Annotated in this window: 15 protein-coding genes; 10 read left to right on the top strand and 5 right to left on the bottom strand. The window is 70.3% G+C overall.

Annotation, left to right across the window (positions count from 1 at the left end; genetic code table 11):
• The first annotated feature begins 111 nt into the window (after positions 1 to 111).
• From CM1CMNOD_RS16755 to CM1CMNOD_RS16725, 7 genes are all read left to right on the top strand, one after another.
• A complete protein-coding gene (locus tag CM1CMNOD_RS16755) occupies positions 112 to 306 on the top strand; it encodes a DUF3046 domain-containing protein (RefSeq protein ID WP_043603949.1) in 195 nt (64 codons plus the stop codon).
• 228 nt (positions 307 to 534) lie between these two features.
• Positions 535 to 1,572, top strand: a complete 1,038-nt coding sequence (gene recA / locus CM1CMNOD_RS16750) for a recombinase RecA (RefSeq protein ID WP_013874772.1) — start codon at positions 535 to 537, stop codon at positions 1,570 to 1,572.
• Positions 1,573 to 1,588: 16 nt separating this feature from the next.
• Positions 1,589 to 2,083: a regulatory protein RecX gene (locus CM1CMNOD_RS16745; protein WP_013874771.1), complete on the top strand. Its 495-nt coding sequence runs from the start codon at positions 1,589 to 1,591 to the stop codon at positions 2,081 to 2,083.
• 271 nt (positions 2,084 to 2,354) lie between these two features.
• Entirely contained in the window at positions 2,355 to 4,070 is a 1,716-nt protein-coding gene (gene rny, locus CM1CMNOD_RS16740; protein ID WP_013874770.1) for a ribonuclease Y, read from the top strand.
• A 65-nt stretch (positions 4,071 to 4,135) separates the two neighbouring features.
• On the top strand, positions 4,136 to 5,587 hold the full coding sequence (gene miaB, locus CM1CMNOD_RS16735; protein ID WP_043603947.1) for a tRNA (N6-isopentenyl adenosine(37)-C2)-methylthiotransferase MiaB: 1,452 nt from the start codon (positions 4,136 to 4,138) through the stop codon (positions 5,585 to 5,587).
• A complete protein-coding gene (locus tag CM1CMNOD_RS16730) occupies positions 5,584 to 6,354 on the top strand; it encodes a hypothetical protein (RefSeq protein ID WP_013874768.1) in 771 nt (256 codons plus the stop codon). Before miaB ends, CM1CMNOD_RS16730 begins: the two co-directional genes overlap by 4 nt.
• Positions 6,354 to 7,199, top strand: coding sequence for an alpha/beta fold hydrolase (locus CM1CMNOD_RS16725; protein ID WP_013874767.1), 846 nt, complete (start codon positions 6,354 to 6,356; stop codon positions 7,197 to 7,199). Before CM1CMNOD_RS16730 ends, CM1CMNOD_RS16725 begins: the two co-directional genes overlap by 1 nt.
• Positions 7,200 to 7,210: 11 nt before the next feature.
• Here CM1CMNOD_RS16725 and hflX read toward each other — a convergent pair whose 3' ends face one another.
• The 4 genes from hflX to lexA form a co-directional block, all read right to left on the bottom strand.
• Positions 7,211 to 8,605: a GTPase HflX gene (gene hflX / locus CM1CMNOD_RS16720; protein ID WP_013874766.1), complete on the bottom strand. Its 1,395-nt coding sequence runs from the start codon at positions 8,603 to 8,605 to the stop codon at positions 7,211 to 7,213.
• A gap of 84 nt (positions 8,606 to 8,689) precedes the next feature.
• Positions 8,690 to 9,625 (bottom strand): EAL domain-containing protein, encoded by a 936-nt coding sequence (locus CM1CMNOD_RS16715; RefSeq protein WP_013874765.1) that lies wholly within the window; start codon positions 9,623 to 9,625, stop codon positions 8,690 to 8,692.
• 65 nt (positions 9,626 to 9,690) lie between these two features.
• On the bottom strand, positions 9,691 to 10,605 hold the full coding sequence (gene miaA, locus CM1CMNOD_RS16710) for a tRNA (adenosine(37)-N6)-dimethylallyltransferase MiaA (RefSeq protein WP_013874764.1): 915 nt from the start codon (positions 10,603 to 10,605) through the stop codon (positions 9,691 to 9,693).
• A gap of 17 nt (positions 10,606 to 10,622) precedes the next feature.
• Positions 10,623 to 11,372 (bottom strand): transcriptional repressor LexA, encoded by a 750-nt coding sequence (gene lexA / locus CM1CMNOD_RS16705; protein WP_013874763.1) that lies wholly within the window; start codon positions 11,370 to 11,372, stop codon positions 10,623 to 10,625.
• Between the two features lie 295 nt (positions 11,373 to 11,667).
• Between lexA and CM1CMNOD_RS16700 the strand changes: the two genes are divergently transcribed.
• The 3 genes from CM1CMNOD_RS16700 to CM1CMNOD_RS16690 all read left to right on the top strand — a co-directional run bounded on the left by CM1CMNOD_RS16700 (position 11,668) and on the right by CM1CMNOD_RS16690 (position 15,623).
• Positions 11,668 to 11,970 (top strand): LysM peptidoglycan-binding domain-containing protein, encoded by a 303-nt coding sequence (locus CM1CMNOD_RS16700; RefSeq protein ID WP_013874762.1) that lies wholly within the window; start codon positions 11,668 to 11,670, stop codon positions 11,968 to 11,970.
• Between the two features lie 192 nt (positions 11,971 to 12,162).
• A complete protein-coding gene (nrdR, locus tag CM1CMNOD_RS16695; protein WP_013874761.1) occupies positions 12,163 to 12,624 on the top strand; it encodes a transcriptional regulator NrdR in 462 nt (153 codons plus the stop codon).
• Between the two features lie 68 nt (positions 12,625 to 12,692).
• Entirely contained in the window at positions 12,693 to 15,623 is a 2,931-nt protein-coding gene (locus CM1CMNOD_RS16690) for a vitamin B12-dependent ribonucleotide reductase (RefSeq protein WP_013874760.1), read from the top strand.
• Positions 15,624 to 15,657: 34 nt separating this feature from the next.
• On the opposite strand, the gene CM1CMNOD_RS16685 is transcribed toward CM1CMNOD_RS16690, so the two are convergent.
• Positions 15,658 to 17,064, bottom strand: coding sequence for an amylo-alpha-1,6-glucosidase (locus tag CM1CMNOD_RS16685; protein ID WP_013874759.1), 1,407 nt, complete (start codon positions 17,062 to 17,064; stop codon positions 15,658 to 15,660).
• Positions 17,065 to 17,272: the final 208 nt, after the last annotated feature.

The following is a 17,272-nucleotide window of genomic DNA, read 5'->3' as shown; positions in this document are numbered from 1 at the left end:
CTGTTCTCGGCCCCCACCCGGGCCGAGAACAGTGTGAGGGGGGACGGGGCGGGCATGCTTTCGAGTCTGCCTGTCGCGAGTCCGCCTGTCGGGAAGGGCAGACTTGCACCCGTGCGACTGACCGAGTTCTGGGCGCGGATGAACAAGCAGTTCGGCTCCGGGTACGCGGAGTCGGTTGCCCGCGACCATGTTGTCGCCGGTCTCGGCGGGGTCACGGTCGAGGCGGCCCTCGCCCGCGGTGACGACGCCAAGGACGTCTGGCGGGCGGTGCGCGAGGAGTTCGGCCTGCCCGCGCGCGAACGCTGACGATCCGGCGTGTCGAGGATGCTGTCGAACGCCTGTTCGCCTACTGTGGATACCGAGTGACAAGGTGCCCCGGTGGGGTGAGCCGACGGGTGAGAAAGGCTGTTGATCGTGGCTGCTTCGACCGTCCAGTTGTCCACAGGAGCGACCCGGCGCTCGAAATTGTCGGACCCGCCCCCTACCGTCGCCATCGTGGCCAAGAATCGACGACCTCAGCCTGGAGTGACCCCGATGGCAGGACTCGACCGCGAGAAGGCGTTGGAGAACGCCCTCGCTCAGATAGACAAGCAGTTCGGCAAGGGCTCGGTGATGCGGCTCGGTGACGACACCCGCCCACCGGTCCAGGTCATCCCGACCGGTTCCATCGCCCTGGACGTGGCGCTCGGCATCGGCGGGCTTCCACGCGGGCGCGTCGTGGAGATCTACGGCCCGGAGTCGTCCGGGAAAACGACCGTTGCGTTGCACGCGGTCGCGAACGCCCAGGCAGCCGGTGGGATCGCGGCCTTCATCGATGCCGAGCACGCGCTCGACCCCGACTACGCAGCCAAGCTCGGGGTCAATACCGACGCGCTGCTGGTCTCCCAGCCCGACACCGGTGAACAGGCGCTGGAGATCGCGGACATGCTCATCCGCTCCGGGGCGATCGACATCATCGTCATCGACTCGGTGGCGGCCCTCGTGCCCCGGGCCGAGATCGAAGGTGAGATGGGTGACAGCCATGTCGGTCTGCAGGCCAGGCTGATGTCCCAGGCGCTGCGCAAGCTCACCGGCGCGCTGTCGCATTCGGGGACCACCGCCATCTTCATCAACCAGCTCCGCGAGAAGGTCGGTGTCATGTTCGGTTCGCCCGAGACGACCACGGGCGGCAAGGCGCTGAAGTTCTACGCGTCCGTGCGGCTGGATGTTCGCCGTATCGAGACCCTGAAGGACGGGACGGATGCCGTGGGTAACCGTACCCGAGTGAAGGTCGTGAAGAACAAGATGGCCCCCCCGTTCCGCACGGCGGAGTTCGACATCGTCTACGGGGGCGGCATCAGCAGGGAAGGCTCGTTGATCGATATGGGGGTCGAGCAGGGCATCATCCGCAAGTCGGGGGCCTGGTACACCTACGACGGTGATCAACTGGGTCAGGGCAAGGAGAACGCCCGCTCCTTCATGCGGGACAATCCCGACATCGCCGACGAGATCGAAAAGCGAATCAAGGAAAAGCTCGGCCTGGTGCCGACGCTCGACGTGGATCCGGCGTCCCCGCCGCCGGCCGACCTGTGAAACAGGCCGCGGACCTGTGAAAGAGGCCGCGGACCCGGTCGCCAGAGCGCGGGAGATCTGTCTGCGTCAGCTTGAGGCCCGGCCGCGAAGCCATGCGGAACTGGCTGCCACCCTGGCGCGGCGCGGGGTGGATCCCGACACCGCGCAGGCGGTGCTGGCCCGTCTGGCCGAGGTGGGTCTTGTTGACGACAGGGCGTTCGCCACCGCGTTGATCTCCTCCGCGCGGGCGAACCGAGGTCTGGGTCGCCACGGGCTCGTCCATGAGCTGCGTCGCCGGGGGGTCGACGCGGATGTCATCGCCGCGGCGCTCGCCGACCGGGACGACCTGGACACCCACGACGAGGAGGCCGCCGCGCGGGAGCTGGTACGACGTCGTATGCCGGCGATGGCAGGGCTGCCGGCCCAGGTGCGCACCCGGCGTCTGGCCGCATTGCTCGGCCGTCGCGGCTACCCGTCCGATCTTGTTGTGCGGGTGATCACCGAGGAGGTTGTGGATGGTTCGCTTGACTAGCTTTTCTTGACCGTCCACGAGCCGCAGACCTACTCTCAGCAAAGGTGAGAGGGCTCCCGCGGTGACGCGGTTCCGATAACGTGAAACAACTTCACACGAGGGTGGCTGGCCCGGATCGCGACGTCTGCGGACGCCGCCGCATCCGCTTGTGCTCAGGCGTTTGTCGGTAGCAGCACGGATTCCGCAAGTTCCGGAACAGCCCGTTTCGTGGGCCCCCTCGCCGTTTCGGCCCGTTGACCGCGGGCCAATCCCGGCCGAGGGAGGAGGACCGATGAGCGTTCTCCTCGTCGTGCTTGCCAGCTGCGTGCTCATGGGCCTGGGGGTAATTACGCTGCTTCTTCTTCGCGTCCTGCGCTCGGGAGATGGCCTGGCGGCGTCCCAGCCCCGGGCCGGGGGCGAGGACGGCGCTGATGCCGAGGTGGCGGAGGGCAAGCCCGCCGAAGCCGCCGAGCTCGCCAGGCAGGCCAGCAGCCTGCGGGAGCAGGCGGAGCGGGAAGCCGCGGAGCTGCTCCGCCGCGCGGAGGAGAACGCCCGAGCGCTGCGGGAACGGGCCGAGGCGGAGTCGACGCTGCGTGGCTCCCTCGTCGAGGCGGAGGCGCGCGAGGCCGGCCGGAAGTCGGCGGAGACCTTCCGGACGCAGGCCGAGGAGGAGGTGCGGGCGCTGCGGGCGGAGCTGCGCGAGCGGGACGCCCGTCTCGCCCAGCGCGAACAGCGGCTGGAGGCCCGTGCCGCCGTCGTGGACGAACAGGCCGGCCACATCGAGGCCAGGGACCACGACCTCGCGGCCCGGGAGGCCGAACTCGCCAGGCGGCGCGCGGAGGTCGTCGACCTGGAGGAGGAACGCCGCCGGACGCTGGAGGAGGCTGCCCGGCTCACCGCCGCCCAGGCGCGGGCCGAACTTGTCAAGGTCGTCGAGGCCGACGCCCGGCGGGACGCGGCCGTGCTGGTCCGCGACATCGAGGCGCAGGCCCGGGAGCAGGGCGAGGAACGGGCCAGAAAGATCGTTACGCTGGCCATCCAGCGGGTCGCCTCGGAGACGACCACGGAGTCGGTCGTCTCCGTCCTGCATCTGCCCAGCGACGAGATGAAGGGCCGCATCATCGGCCGCGAGGGCCGCAACATCCGGTCGTTCGAGTCGGTCACCGGCGTGAACGTCATCATCGACGACACGCCCGAAGCGGTGCTGCTCAGCTGCTTCGATCCGGTACGCCGCGAAATCGCCAAGATCACCCTGGAGGCCCTGGTCGGGGACGGGCGCATTCATCCGCATCGCATCGAGGAGGAACACGACCGGGCCAGGCGCGAGGTCGAGGCACGCTGTGTGCGCGCCGGCGAGGACGCGCTCGTGCAGACCGGCGTCGCGGAGATGCACCCCGAGCTGATCCACATCCTCGGGCGGCTGCGGTACCGGACCAGCTACGGCCAGAACGTCCTGGCGCACCTGATCGAGTCCGCGCACCTGGCTGGGATCATGGCCGCCGAGCTGCGGCTGCCGCCGGCACTGGTCAAACGGGGCACCCTGCTCCACGACCTCGGCAAGGCGCTGACCCACGAGGTGGAGGGCAGCCACGCCCTCATCGGCGCCGAGATCGCCCGCCGCTACGGCGAGGACGAGGAGATCGTCCACGCCATCGAGGCGCACCACAACGAGGTCGAGCCGCGTTCGATCGGGGCGGTGCTCACCCAGGTCGCGGACCAGATCTCCGGCGGCCGGCCGGGTGCCCGCCGGGAGAGCCTGGAGTCCTACGTCAAACGGCTCGAGCGCATCGAGCAGATCGCCGGCGAACGCCCGGGGGTGGAGAAGGTCTTCGCGATGCAGGCCGGCCGCGAGGTCCGGGTGATGGTCGTCCCGGATCAGGTGGACGACATCGCCGCGCACATGCTCGCCCGCGACGTCGCGAAACAGATCGAGGACGAGCTGACCTACCCGGGCCAGATCCGGGTCACGGTGGTTCGCGAGACCCGCGCCGTCGAGACCGCCCGTTAGCCGTCGAGACCGCCCGCTGGAGGCGGTGGAAAGTGTCTGTTGCGCCCGCGCCGTAGGCTGGCTGCGTGAGTCCCCGCAGTTACCAGGTCCGGACATTCGGATGTCAGATGAACGTCCACGACTCCGAGCGGATCGCCGGCATGCTGGAGGCCGCCGGTTACGTGCCCGCGGCCACGGATGTCACTCCGGACGTGGTGGTGTTCAACACCTGCGCCGTGCGCGAGAACGCCGACAACCGGCTCTACGGCAATCTTGGTCAGATGTACCCGGCGAAGAAGCACCATCCGGGTATGCAGATCGCGGTCGGCGGCTGTCTCGCGCAGAAGGACCGCGCGACGATCACCGAACGGGCGCCCTGGGTGGACGTCGTCTTCGGCACCCACAACCTGCACCGGCTGCCCGTGCTGCTCGAGCGCGCGCGGCACAACGCGGCGGCCGAGGTCGAGATCGTCGAGGCGCTGGAGGTCTTCCCCAGCGCGCTGCCCTCCCGCCGGTCGACGCACCACTCGGCATGGGTGAGCATCAGCGTCGGCTGCGACAACACCTGCACCTTCTGCATCGTGCCGAGCCTGCGGGGCAGGGAGGCAGACCGGCGTCCGGGCGGCGTCCTGGCCGAGGTCGAGGCGCTGGTCGCCGACGGCGTCATCGAGATCACCCTGCTCGGCCAGAACGTGAACTCCTACGGCCGGTCGCTGGGTGATCCCGGGGCGTTCGCGAAACTGCTGCATGCCTGCGGGACGATCGACGGGCTGGAACGGGTCCGGTTCACCTCGCCGCATCCGCGGGACTTCACCGACGACGTGATCGAGGCGATGGCGGCGACCCCGAACGTCTGCCCGCAGCTGCACATGCCGCTGCAGTCGGGGTCGGATGCGGTGCTGCGGCGGATGCGCCGCTCCTACCGCCAGGAGCGTTTCCTGGGAATCCTCGAGCGGGTCCGGGCCGTGATGCCGCACGCCGCCATCACCACCGACATCATCGTGGGCTTTCCGGGCGAGACGGAAGCCGACTTCGCCGACACCCTGCGCGTGGTGCGCGAGGCGCGGTTCGCCGGCGCCTTCACCTTCCAGTACTCCGCGCGGGCGGGCACCCCGGCCGCCGCCATGGACGGCCAGGTCGACCCGGCTGCCGTGCGGGACCGTTACGAACGGCTGGTGGCTGTCCAGGACGAGATCTCCTGGGTGGGCAACCGCGCGCTCGTCGGCCAGCCGGTGGAAGTCCTCGTCGTCGAGGGGGAGGGGCGCAAGGACGCCGCCACCGGGCGGCGTTCCGGCCGCGCCCGGGACGGCCGGCTGGTCCATCTGGGCGCGCCGTCGGCCGCCCTGATCCGTCCCGGCGACGTGGTGCGGACGGCGGTCACGCGGGGCGCGCCCCATCATCTCGTCGCGGACGGCCCGCTGCTGGCTCACCGGCGGACCAGGGCCGGTGACCTGTGGGAGGCCGAGCGGGAGCGGCCGGCCGCCGCGGCCGCTGCCGGCGCGCCCACGCTTCTCGGTATGCCTGCCCTGCGGCGGTGACGCTGACAGCGGCGGTTGTCTGTCCGCATCCACCGTTGCTCGTCCCCGAGCTCGCCGCCGGTGAGCCTGTCGCGGTGCGTGAGCCGGCGATCCAGGCCGTGCGCCGGCTGGTGGCCGGCGGCCCGGACGCGGTCGTCGTCGTCGGTGATGCGCCACGGACCAGGCCGTACGCCGCTGGCGAGTCCGGGAGTCTGGCTGGTTACGGGGTGCCGCTGTTGGTCACGCTGGGATCCGCCACGCCGGAGGCGGCCCCGACTCTGCCGCTGTCACTGACGGTCGGGGCCTGGCTGCTCGGGCAGGTCCTGTGGGAGGGCGCGGTCACCGGCCTCGGCGTGAGCGCGACGACCAGCGCGGCGGACGCCGCCCGGCTCGGCGCCGAGCTCGCCGGCTCGGCGCGGCGGGTCGCCCTGCTGGTGATGGGCGACGGCAGCGCGCGGCGGACGGCCGGCGCGCCCGGCGGGTTCGACAGCCGCGCGGACGGTCACGACGCCGCGGTGGCGGCGGCGCTCGCCACCGGCGACGCGGCCGCGCTGCTGAGCCTGGACCCCGCCCTCTCCCGCGAGCTGATGGCGGCCGGCCGCGCGTCGTGGCAGGTACTCGCCGGCGCGCGGCTTGCCGATGCTACCCTCACCGCTACAGCGCACGACCCGGACATCACCATGAGCGACACGCGCACGTGGTCATGGATGTCTCGTGCTGAGTATGTCGCTGCCCCTTACGGTGTGGGGTACGTGGTCGCCGTGTGGGAGCAGGGGAGTCCTTGGTAATGGTCTCGACGTCGACGGAACTGCCGTCCGGGGTACAGCGCTCGACCTGCGCGAGCCTTGCGGTCCTGCGGGCCGGATCGTCCATCGACCCACCGGTCGTCCTGCTACCCGGCTACACCGGGAGCAAGGAGGACTTTCTGCCGATCATTCCGCGTCTTGCGCGGGCCGGGTTCGACGTGATCGCGGTCGACCAGCACGGCCAGTACGAGTCGCCCGCGGCCAACCCGGAACAGGACTGCACGGTCGACGCCCTTGCCGGGCAGGTCAGTCTGGTGGCCGAAGAGATCGGTCGCCCGGTGCACCTGCTCGGCCATTCCTTCGGGGGGCTGGTCGCGCGGGCCGCGGTCATCGCCCGGCCGTCGTGTGTGGCAAGCCTTGTGCTGCTCAGCTCCGGCCCGGCCGGGATCGTCGGCCCTCGGCGGATCGCGCTGCAGGCGATGCGGGTCCTGTACAGGCGTAGCGGCCGGGACGCGGTGTGGGCCGCCATGCGGGCCGCGGACACCGCCGTGTACCCGCCCGGTGGCCTTGAGTTCCTGGAGCGCCGGTTCTTCGCCAGCAGTGACGTCGGTCTGCGGGTGATGGGGGAGCAGTTGCTGAGCGAACCCGACCGGGTCGGTGAGCTCGCTGACGCCGTCAGTCAGGACGCCGTGCCCGTACTGGTCGCCCACGGGGCCGCCGACGACGCCTGGCCGCCGCGTCTGCAGGCGGAGATGGCGGTGCGTCTGGGCGCCCGCTACGAAGTGATCGCCGGGGCGGCGCACTCGCCGGCGGTCGAGAACCCGAAGGTCACCGCCGCGCTGCTGGTCGAGTTCTGGCGTAACGGCGTGGGCCAGCGGGCCGCGTAGGCCCGCCGGCCTCAGGCCGGTTCGAGGAAGAAGCTGGTGAGCTGGGAGGCGAGTTCGGCCGGTACCCGGGCCCGCAGGACCGTGCCGGTCGCCGTGTGCTCGAGGCCGAGGACCTCCCCGCGGGCGTAGACCCGTGAGACCAGGTCGCCGCGGGTGAACGGCAGCAGCACACACACCTCGACGTCGGGGTGGGGGACACGCTCGGTCAGCTCCTCCACCAGAGCGGTCAGCCCGTCCCCGGTGCGGGCCGAGACAAGGATCGCGTCGGGGACGGTGCGGCGCACCCGGGCGAGCACGTCCGGGTCGGCGGCGTCGATCTTGTTTACGACCAGCAGTTCGGGGACGTCCCCGGCGCCGATGTCGTTGATCACCGTGCGGACCGCGGAGATCTGTGACATCGGGTCGGGATGCGAGCCGTCGACGACGTGCAGCAGCAGGTTGGCGTCGGCGACCTCCTCCAGGGTGGAGCGGAACGCCTCCACGATCTGGTGCGGCAGGTGGCGGACGAAGCCGACGGTGTCGGCGAGGGTGAACGTCCTGCCGTCGGGCAGCGTGGCCCGCCGCACGGCCGGGTCCAGGGTGGCGAACAGGGCGTCCTCGACCAGCACCCCGGCGCCGGTCAGCCGGTTGAGCAGCGAGGACTTGCCGGCGTTGGTGTAACCGGTGATCGCGACCGCGGGGATGCCGCTGCGCTGCCGCGCCGACCGTTTGGTCGTCCGGACCGTCTTCATCCCGGCGAGCTCCCGGCGGAGCCTGGCCATGCGGGCGCGCAGCCGCCGCCGGTCCGTTTCGATCTTTGTTTCACCGGGACCGCGAGTGCCGATGCCACCACCGGCGCGGGACATCGACTCACCCCAGCCACGCAGCCGCGGCAGCATGTACTGCAGCTGCGCGAGCTCGACCTGGGCCTTGCCCTCCCGGGAGGTGGCGTGCTGGGCGAAGATGTCGAGGATCAGCGCGGTCCGGTCGATGACCTTGACCTTGACGACGTCCTCCAGCTGGCGCAGCTGGCCGGGGGTCAGCTCACCGTCGCAGACGACGGTGTCGGCGCCGGTGGCGGTGACGACGTCGCGCAGCTCACGTGCCTTGCCGGAGCCGACGTACGTCGCCGAGTCGGGAGTGTCCCGACGCTGGATGAGCGCGTCCAGGATGACCGAGCCGGCCGTGGCCGCCAGCGCGGCGAGCTCGGCCATGGAGGTCTCCGCCTCGGCGGCCGTGCCCGAGGTCCACACTCCGATGAGAACCACCCGTTCCAGCCGGAGCTGGCGGTATTCGACCTCGGTGACGTCGTCGAGCTCGGTCGCCAGGCCTGGTACCCGGCGCAGCGCCAAACGGTCGGCGAGGTCGAGGCCGAGGCCGAGGCCGAGGTCCTCATCGGAGGCGTCGAAGATGGCGGGAAACGTCATGTCGCTGCCTCCTTTATCGCAGACTCCCACGTCCGCTCCGGGGCCGCGACCGAATTTTCTCGGTCGGATGATGACAGTTCCCGGTCAGATGACGGCGGCCGGGGCCGGTCTCGGGATTGTGCCGGTGGCCGTGGCCGTGGCCGTGGCGCGGTCGGGCGCGGCGCGTCCGGCGCGTCCCGTGCCGCTGGTGGCGCCGGTCGGCCGGGAACGCCCGTGGCGCCGGTTCGGTCGGCCGCGGCCCAGGGCGATCATCCTGGCGTCGTCGGTGGGGACGGGCGGGCAGAACAGGAGGCCGGCTCCCCGGTCACAGTGCATCGCCGCCAGCCGGGACGCCGTGACCACGCTGTCGACGCCCTCGGCGGTCACGACCATCTGCCGCCGGTGGGCCAGCGTGATGATCGAGGCCAGGACCGCCTCGCCCTCCAGGTCCCGCTGCATCGCATGAAGGAAGCAGCCGTCGATCTTCACCATGTCCAGCGGCAGGACATCGAGGGTGGACAGCGACGCGTACCAGGTGCCGAAACCGTCGACGCCGATCGCTGGTCCGAACGAACGCAGCCGGGCCAGCAGCCGGGGCACCCCGACCCGCGCGAGGCCGAGGGTCTGCTCGGTGAACTCCAGCCCGAGCGCTCCCGGTGGCAGCGCACGCCCGTGCATGAGCTGTTCCACCTCGATCGCGAAACCGGGCCGGGTCAGCTGGTCGGCGGTCACGTTGACCCACAGCCGGGGTGGGCGGATCGCGGTTCCCGCGGCCATTTCGTGCCATGTCCGGGCCTCGGCCACGGCGGTGCGTAACACCCAGCGGCCGACCTGGTCGGACAGGCCCGCGGCCGCGGCGGCCGGCATGAACTGCGACGGGTTCATCAGCCCCCGGTCGGGATGGTGCCAGCGCAGGAAGGCCTCCATCCCGGGAACCGACCCGGTGCGCAGGTCGACCTCGGGCTGGTAGTGCAGTTGTAACGACCCGTCGTCGAACGCGGCACACAGGGCCGGGACGAGGTTCAACTCGATCGCGGTCACACATGTCTCCAGACGACGGGTGTCTCCAGACGACGGGAAGAACGGGCCACGGATCCGCCGCACGTTCAGGCCGGGTTGACCATGCCCGCCACCTGCTCGACGTCGGGACGGTCCAGCCAAATTATGCGAGGATCGCGCCGAAACCACGACCTTTGTCTACGTGCCAGTCGGCGCGTCGCGGCAATTGTCGCGAGCCGGGCCGACTCGGCCGAATCGAGCGCGCCGTCGAGCCAGGCGAGAACCTGGGCGTAGCCCAGCGCCCGGGAGGCGGTGGGGCCGTCCCGCAGGCCCATGCTGACGAGGGCGTGGACCTCCTCGATCATGCCGGCGGCCCACATGCCGGCCACCCGGTCGGCGATCCTCGCGTCGAGTTGAGGATGGTCGATGCCGATCTGGACCACGTCGTAGACCGAGCGGTGTTCCGGCAGGGAGGCGGTGAAGCTGCCGGTGAGCTCCACCACCTCCAGCGCGCGCACGATACGGCGGCCGTTGCCGGGCAGGATGGCCGCCGCTGCCGCTGGTGCCCGCGCGGCGAGATCGGCGTGCAGCGCGGCCGGGCCCCGCTCGGACAGCTCCCGCTCCAGCCGCCCCCGCACGGCCGGGTCGGTGCCGGGGAAGGCGAGGTCGTCGAGGACGGCCCGGACGTAGAGTCCGGAGCCGCCCACGAGCACCGGCGTGCGGCCGGCGGCCAGCAGACCGTCGACGACCTGTCGGGCCAGCGCCTGGTAGGACGCCACGTCGGCGGCGCGGGTGACGTCCCAGACATCGAGCAGGTGGTGGGGGACACCGCCGCGTTCCGCCGGCGGCACCTTGGCGGTACCGATGTTCATCCCGCGGTAGAGCTGCATGGAGTCGGCGTTGACGATCTCACCGTTCAGCTCGGTGGCCAGCGCGATCGCCAGGTCGCTCTTGCCGGCCGCCGTCGGCCCCACGACAGCCACGACCCGACCGGTGCGGTGCCGGTCGACACCTGTGCCCATGCTCCCTCCCGGGAGGATCAGACCCGGCGAAGGACCGCGACGATCCGGCCGAGGATCGTCGCGCTGTCACCCGGAATGTCAGCATAGGCCGGATTCTGCGGCTCGAGCCAGACGTGGCCGTCACGACGGCGCAGTGTCTTGACCGTCGCCTCGCCGTCGATCATCGCGGCGACGATCTCGCCGTTGTCCGCGACCGGCTGTTGGCGGACGACCACCCAGTCGCCGTCACAGATCGCGGCGTTGACCATGGAGTCCCCGACGACCCGCAGGGTGAACAAGGTGCCCTCGCCCACGATCTCGCGGGGGAGCGGGAAGACCTCCTCGACCGCCTGCTCGGCGAGGATCGGCCCACCCGCGGCGATACGGCCGAGGACCGGCACGTAGGCCGCCTGTGCGGGGCCGTCCGTCGACGAACCCGCCGTGAGTGTACCGACGCCGGGGGCCTGGCGTGCCACGGGGCGTACCGGTGCCTGTGCGGAGAGGACCTCCATGGCCCGGGGGCGGTGCGGGTCACGGCGCAGGAAGCCCTTCTCCTCCAGCGTCTTCAGCTGGTGCGCGACGCTGGACGTGCTCGTGAGCCCCACCGCATCGCCGATTTCCCGCACGCTCGGCGGGTAGCCTCGGCGCTCGACAGCGTCGCGGATCACCTCAAGCACCTTGCGTTGGCGGGGGGTCAGTCCCGCGGCGTCCGCCGGCCCGTCCGGCAGGTCGCGCACGGAGCCGCGGGGGGGCCGGCCACGGCGGGTGCGGTTGTCGTCGGTGGTCATCCCTGCCGTACTCCTTCGTTGTCGGTCATGGCAGACTTGCGCTCCCGGCATATCCGACGTTTTGCCGTGAACCGGAGCTGCGGCCACGACCTGGATCTGACCTGGATCTGACCTGAATCTGATCGCTACGACCGTAACCGTCGCGGCCGGATATCTCAAACGTCTGTTCGAGCGTGTCACGACGATTCCGTCGGGGCCGTGCGATACAAACTCGACCAGACGTTCGATCGAACGGATGTTCTTTGATCATGTTGTTGGAAGTGGTACGTGCTGGTGGAAGTTGGGGAGGTGGACGATGCGGGCGTCGGCTGAGCCTCCGTTGCGGCTGACCGGGCGGGGCCGGGTTGTCCTGATTGTCCTGGTTATGCTGGTGTCCTGCCTGGTGCTGTCCGTGGCCCGGGTGACGTCGTCGGCCGCGCCGACCGGGGACGACCGGCCGGCGCGCGTCCACGTGGTCCGGTCCGGGGAGACGCTGTGGGGCATCGCCCGCGGGCTGGCTCCCGACGGTGACACCCGGGTGGCCGTGGCCCGTCTGGCCGGCCTCAATCGGCTGGAGACGACCGATCTCGTCCCCGGCCAGACGCTCCGCCTGCCGTGACAGGTCGGTCATGACGGGCCTGTCGTGACGGGTTCGCTGTGACGGGTTCGCTGTGACGGGTTCGCTGTGACGGATTTGTCAGGAGACTCCACACACTGGCCAGCTTGCCAGGTCGTAGTGTCCGGTCCTAGTGTTGACCACAACATCTTGTAGTTGCATGGCTGTGAGTCGACAAGATCTTGGGGGTTGTGCGTGCGGTGTCCGTTCTGTCGACACCCCGACAGCAAGGTCGTCGACAGTCGGGAGGCTGAGGAGGGTGCCGCGATCCGTCGCCGCCGGTCGTGCCCGTCCTGCGGCCGTCGTTTCACGACGATCGAAGAGGCGTCACTGCGGGTCATCAAGCGCAGCGGTGTCACCGAGCCGTTCAGTCGCGGGAAGGTGATCGCCGGCGTGCGGCGGGCATGCCAGGGGCGACCGGTCCAGGCGGACGCGCTGGCCCGGCTCGCCCAGCTGGTCGAGGACACGTTGCGTGCCTCGGGGGCTGCCGAGGTCGCCTCGGACGAGATCGGCCGAACGATCCTCGGGCCGCTGCGGGAGCTCGACGAGGTCGCCTACCTGCGGTTCGCCTCGGTGTACCTGTCCTTCGAGTCGCTGGAGGACTTCGAGACGGCGATCGCCGATCTGCGCGGGCGGGCCGACCGGTCGCCGTCGTAGCCACGCACCCCGACACGACAGACAGCTGGTGAGAAACACCATCCGACCGACGCCAGACGAGGAGCGCCATGACCGACAACCGTGGCACGAAAGCGAGCAAGGCCGCCACCAGAACCGGCACCAAGGCCGCCCCCAGGGCCACCGGTCTGCAGGTGCGACGCGTCAACACCTCGCCGGGCGTCCATCCCTATGACGAGGTCACCTGGGAGCTGCGGGACGTCGTCATGACCAACTGGCGCGACGGCTCGGTCAACTTCGAGCAGCGCGGGGTGGAGTTCCCCGACTTCTGGTCGGTGAACGCCACGAACATCGTCACGAGCAAGTACTTCCGGGGCGCGCTCGGCAGCTCCGCACGCGAGTGGTCCCTGCGCCAGCTCATCGACCGGGTCGTGCGCGCCTACGGCGCGGCCGGCACGCAGCACGGGTACTTCGCCTCGCCGGCGGACGCCGAGATCTTCGAGCACGAGCTGACCTGGATGCTGCTGCACCAGGTGTTCAGCTTCAACAGCCCGGTGTGGTTCAACGTCGGCACGCCCGCGCCGCAGCAGGTCTCGGCCTGCTTCATCCTCGCGGTGGACGACACGATGGAGTCGATCCTCAACTGGTACCGGGAGGAGGGGTTGATCTTCAAGGGTGGGTCGGGCGCCGGGCTGAACCTGTCGCGCATCCGGTCGTCGAAGGAGCTGCTGTCCTCCGGCGGCACCGCCTCGGGCCCGGTGAGCTTCATGCGCGGGGCCGACGCCTCGGCCGGCACGATCAAGTCGGGCGGCGCAACCCGGCGAGCCGCGAAGATGGTCGTGCTCGACGTCGATCATCCGGACATCGTCGACTTCGTCGAGACCAAGTCCCGCGAGGAAAACAAGATCCGCGCGTTGCGGGACGCCGGCTTCGACATGGACCTCGGCGGCCGTGACATCGTCTCGGTGCAGTACCAGAACGCCAACAACTCCGTGCGGGTGACGGACGAGTTCATGCGGGCCGTCATCGACGACGCCGACTTCGACCTGCGGGCCAGGCTCGACGGGCGCACGATCGAGACCGTCCGGGCCCGGACGCTGTTCCGCTCCATCGCCCAGGCGGCCTGGGACTGCGCGGATCCCGGGATCCAGTACGACGACACGATCAACGACTGGCACACCTGCCCGGAGTCCGGCCGGATCAGCGCCAGCAACCCGTGCAGCGAGTATGTGCACCTGGACAACTCCAGCTGCAACCTGGCGTCGCTGAACCTGATGAAGTTCCTGCGCAAGGACCTCAGCTTCGACGCCGACGCGTTCGTGGCGGCCGTCGAGCTGATCATCACCGCGATGGACATCTCGATCTGCTTCGCGGACTTCCCGACACCGGAGATCACCCGGGTGACCCGGATGTTCCGCCAGCTCGGCATCGGCTACGCCAACCTCGGCGCGCTGCTGATGGCCACCGGTCACGCGTACGACTCCGAGGGCGGCCGGGCCATGGGCGCGGCCATCACGTCGCTGATGACCGCGACGGCCTACCGCCGCTCGGCGGAGATCGCGGCGGCCCTCGGGGCCTACGACGGCTTCGCGCGCAACACCGACGCCCACCGTCGGGTGATCCGCAAGCACGCCGCCGCCACCGACGCCGTCCGCACGGTCGGGGTCGACGACGCCCGCGTGCTCGCCGTCGCCGCCCGCGAGTGGGAGCGTGCCCAGAGCGTCGGGGAGAAGCACGGCTGGCGCAACGCCCAGGTCAGCCTGCTCCCTCCGACCGGCACGATCGGTCTGGCGATGGACTGTGACACCACCGGCATCGAACCCGACCTCGCGTTGGTGAAGATGAAGAAGATGGTCGGCGGCTCCAGCATGCGGATCGTCAATCAGACGGTTCCCGCCGCGCTGCGCGCTCTCGGCTACGCCGAGGAGACCATCGAGGCGATCGTCGAGTACATCGCCGAGCACGGTCACGTCATCGACGCCCCCGGCCTGCGCCGCGAGCACTACGAGGTCTTCGACTGCGCGATCGGGGAGCGGGCCATCACCCCGATGGGGCACATCCGGATGATGGCGGCGGTCCAGCCGTTCCTGTCCGGCGCCATCTCCAAGACCGTCAACATGCCCACGTCGGCCACGGTCGAGGAGGTCGAGCAGATCTACCTGGAAGGGTGGCGGCTCGGCCTGAAGGCACTGGCGATCTACCGGGACAACTGCAAGGTCGGCCAGCCACTGTCGGACCTGCGCGGCGCGAAGCGGTCCGCGAGCGGGGGCGCGGGCGAGCAGACGGCCGCGCAGCCCGCCACCGCGCCGTCCGGTGAGCACCGCCCGGTCCGGCGTCGGCTGCCGAAGATCCGCCAGTCGCAGACCGTCTCCTTCACCGTGGGCGGCGCCGAGGGGTATCTGACCGCCGGGTCGTATCCCGACGACGGGCTCGGCGAGGTCTTCATCAAGATGTCGAAGCAGGGTTCGACCCTCTCCGGCGTGATGGACGCGTTCGCCATCGCGGTCTCGATCGCGCTCCAGCACGGCGTCCCGTTGGAGACCTACGTCCGCAAGTTCATCAACATGCGTTTCGAGCCGGCCGGCATGACCGACGACCCGGACGTGCGGATCGCCCAGTCGGTGATGGACTATCTCTTCCGCCGCCTCGCCCTGGACTACCTCCCCGAACAGACCCGCGCGGAGCTCGGCGTCCTCAGCGCGCAGGAGCGGGCCCGCCAGCTCACCGGCCAGCACGGGGGAGCCGGCCCGGCGGACGCGGTCGAGACAGCCGACCCGGAGGTGGCGGAGGCGGCCGAGGTGGCCGGGCCCGACGCGGCCGGGGCAACGGTTGATGCCGGGGCCGTCCACACCCACCAGGTGGGCCTGCCCACGACGCTGGAGATGCGGGGCGCGATGCCGCGCAGTGTCCCACCGGGTGAGGCGCTGTCGGCCCAGAACGTGGTGGACGCGCCACTGTGCTTTACCTGCGGGGTCACCATGCGTCCCGCGGGCAGTTGCTACGTGTGCGAACAGTGCGGTTCCACCAGCGGCTGCAGCTGATCGCTCGGGCCGGTTGACCCGGCGCGGCGGCCGGTCAGCCGCCGCGCCGGGTCAGGTGCTCTCCGTCGTTCGCGCCCGTGCGGGCGGACGGCAGGTGGTGAGCGGGTTTCCGGCCGTCGAGCAGGTCCAGGAGCAGGGCCGCTGTCCACGAGAAGTGGTTGCTGCCCACCCCGGTGCCGTCGAACGGCGAGTAGTACTCGTACAGGCCCTCGGATCCCGCGATCATCGAGATCGTGCCGGCGCGCAGCCGTTCGGCGAGGTCGCCGCGGCCGGCACGGTCGAGCCCGTCGGCGAGCAGCCAGTTCATGTTCACCCAGACCGGGCCCTGCCAGTAGCAGCGGGGCTGGAAGTCGGGATCGTCGGTGGGGGTGCTGGCGATGCCGTGGGCCGGCCAGAACCGCCGCGCGGTCATCCGGCTGACAAGGTCCTCGACGTTGTCAGGGGGCACGACACCGGCGTACAGGGCGAGGAAGCCGGCGATCGTGGGTCTGCTGATCAGCCGGCCGGAACGCGCGTCCCGGCTCCAGCACATGCCGTCGGCGAACAGGGTGGGCAACGCCGCCCTGGTCCGGCGGGCCGAGCGCAGCAGCTGGTCGGGCAGCTGTTCGCCGATGTCGGCGGCGATGTCGCGCAGGTGGTCGTTCGCGCGGGCGAGAATCGCGTTGAAGGCGACGTCCTGTATCAGCGGGACGCGGGAGGCGCGGATCCGACTGAAGTCGTAACGGGCGTCGCGTAGCTCCCCGACCAGGTGGTAGAGGGTGAACAGGTCGGTGGCGGACAGCCGCTGGTCGGACGGGACCTCCTTGTTGTCCCGCCGCAGGGCGTCGAGCGCGCCGTCCCCGTTGAGCCGGCGGATGAGCTTCAGGGGGATGGGGGCCGCCCTGCGGGTGAGCTCCATCCAGGTGGGGGTGTTGTCCATCCCCGACTCCCACGAGTGGACCAGGGTGACCAGCCCGGTGTCGTCGGGGTCACGTTCGCGGTACAGCCAGCAGTGGTAGCGCAGCAGACCCGGGTAGATCGCCCGGTAGAACTCGTGGCGCCGGGCCGGGTCGAACACCTCGCCGACGCGGACGACGGCCTCAGCGATCATCGGCGGCTGGGTGACGCCGGTCGTCTGCACATGCTCCGGGCCGCCGTCGACGAGATCGGAGCGCCACCGGTCGGGCCCGGCGTGGTAGCTGCCGGAGCCGGAGAAGATGACGTGCGGAATCATCCCGTTGGGCCACTGGCCGTGCAGCAGCGAGAGGATTTCCCGGCTGGCCCGTTCGGGGTCGATGTGCCGTAGCCCGATGGCGATGAAGCAACTGTCCCACAACCACTGGTGCGGGTAGAGCGTCGGAGACGGTCGGGTAGCCCCACCCAGATCGTTGTCCCGCAGTACCTCGATCGCGGACGTTCGGAGTTCGGTGAGCACCTCGGACGGCAGAGCCGACGATGACATCGTGTGAGGGTACCGGGGCCGGTGGCTGGCAGCGCTGGAAGCTCGTGACACTCTCGTGATCTCACGTACTCTCAGTGACGATTGTTACGGTCCGTCCGCATTATTGTGGCTGTGTTGGTGAAAAGTTGGGACTAGTGTCGTTCTCGACGGCGCGGACGTGGAGAACTGAAGAGATAATTAGTTATTCGTGACACACCGGCTGATCCGC

The sequence above is a fragment of the Protofrankia symbiont of Coriaria myrtifolia genome, from assembly GCF_900634755.1.
GTDB classification, from domain to species: Bacteria; Actinomycetota; Actinomycetes; order Frankiales; family Frankiaceae; genus Protofrankia; species Protofrankia coriariae.
Note: the sequence above shows the minus strand (reverse complement) of the source record. Positions and strands in the feature narration are given on the sequence as shown.

Coding starts and splice junctions, on each gene's coding strand:
- recA (WP_013874772.1), top strand. CDS start 535: ATGGCAGGACTCGACCGCGAGAAGGCGTTGGAGAACGCCCTCGCTCAG.
- CM1CMNOD_RS16690 (WP_013874760.1), top strand. CDS start 12,693: ATGACCGACAACCGTGGCACGAAAGCGAGCAAGGCCGCCACCAGAACC.
- rny (WP_013874770.1), top strand. CDS start 2,355: ATGAGCGTTCTCCTCGTCGTGCTTGCCAGCTGCGTGCTCATGGGCCTG.
- lexA (WP_013874763.1), bottom strand. CDS start 11,372: ATGACCACCGACGACAACCGCACCCGCCGTGGCCGGCCCCCCCGCGGC.
- CM1CMNOD_RS16700 (WP_013874762.1), top strand. CDS start 11,668: ATGCGGGCGTCGGCTGAGCCTCCGTTGCGGCTGACCGGGCGGGGCCGG.
- miaA (WP_013874764.1), bottom strand. CDS start 10,605: ATGGGCACAGGTGTCGACCGGCACCGCACCGGTCGGGTCGTGGCTGTC.
- hflX (WP_013874766.1), bottom strand. CDS start 8,605: ATGACGTTTCCCGCCATCTTCGACGCCTCCGATGAGGACCTCGGCCTC.
- CM1CMNOD_RS16725 (WP_013874767.1), top strand. CDS start 6,354: ATGGTCTCGACGTCGACGGAACTGCCGTCCGGGGTACAGCGCTCGACC.
- CM1CMNOD_RS16685 (WP_013874759.1), bottom strand. CDS start 17,064: ATGTCATCGTCGGCTCTGCCGTCCGAGGTGCTCACCGAACTCCGAACG.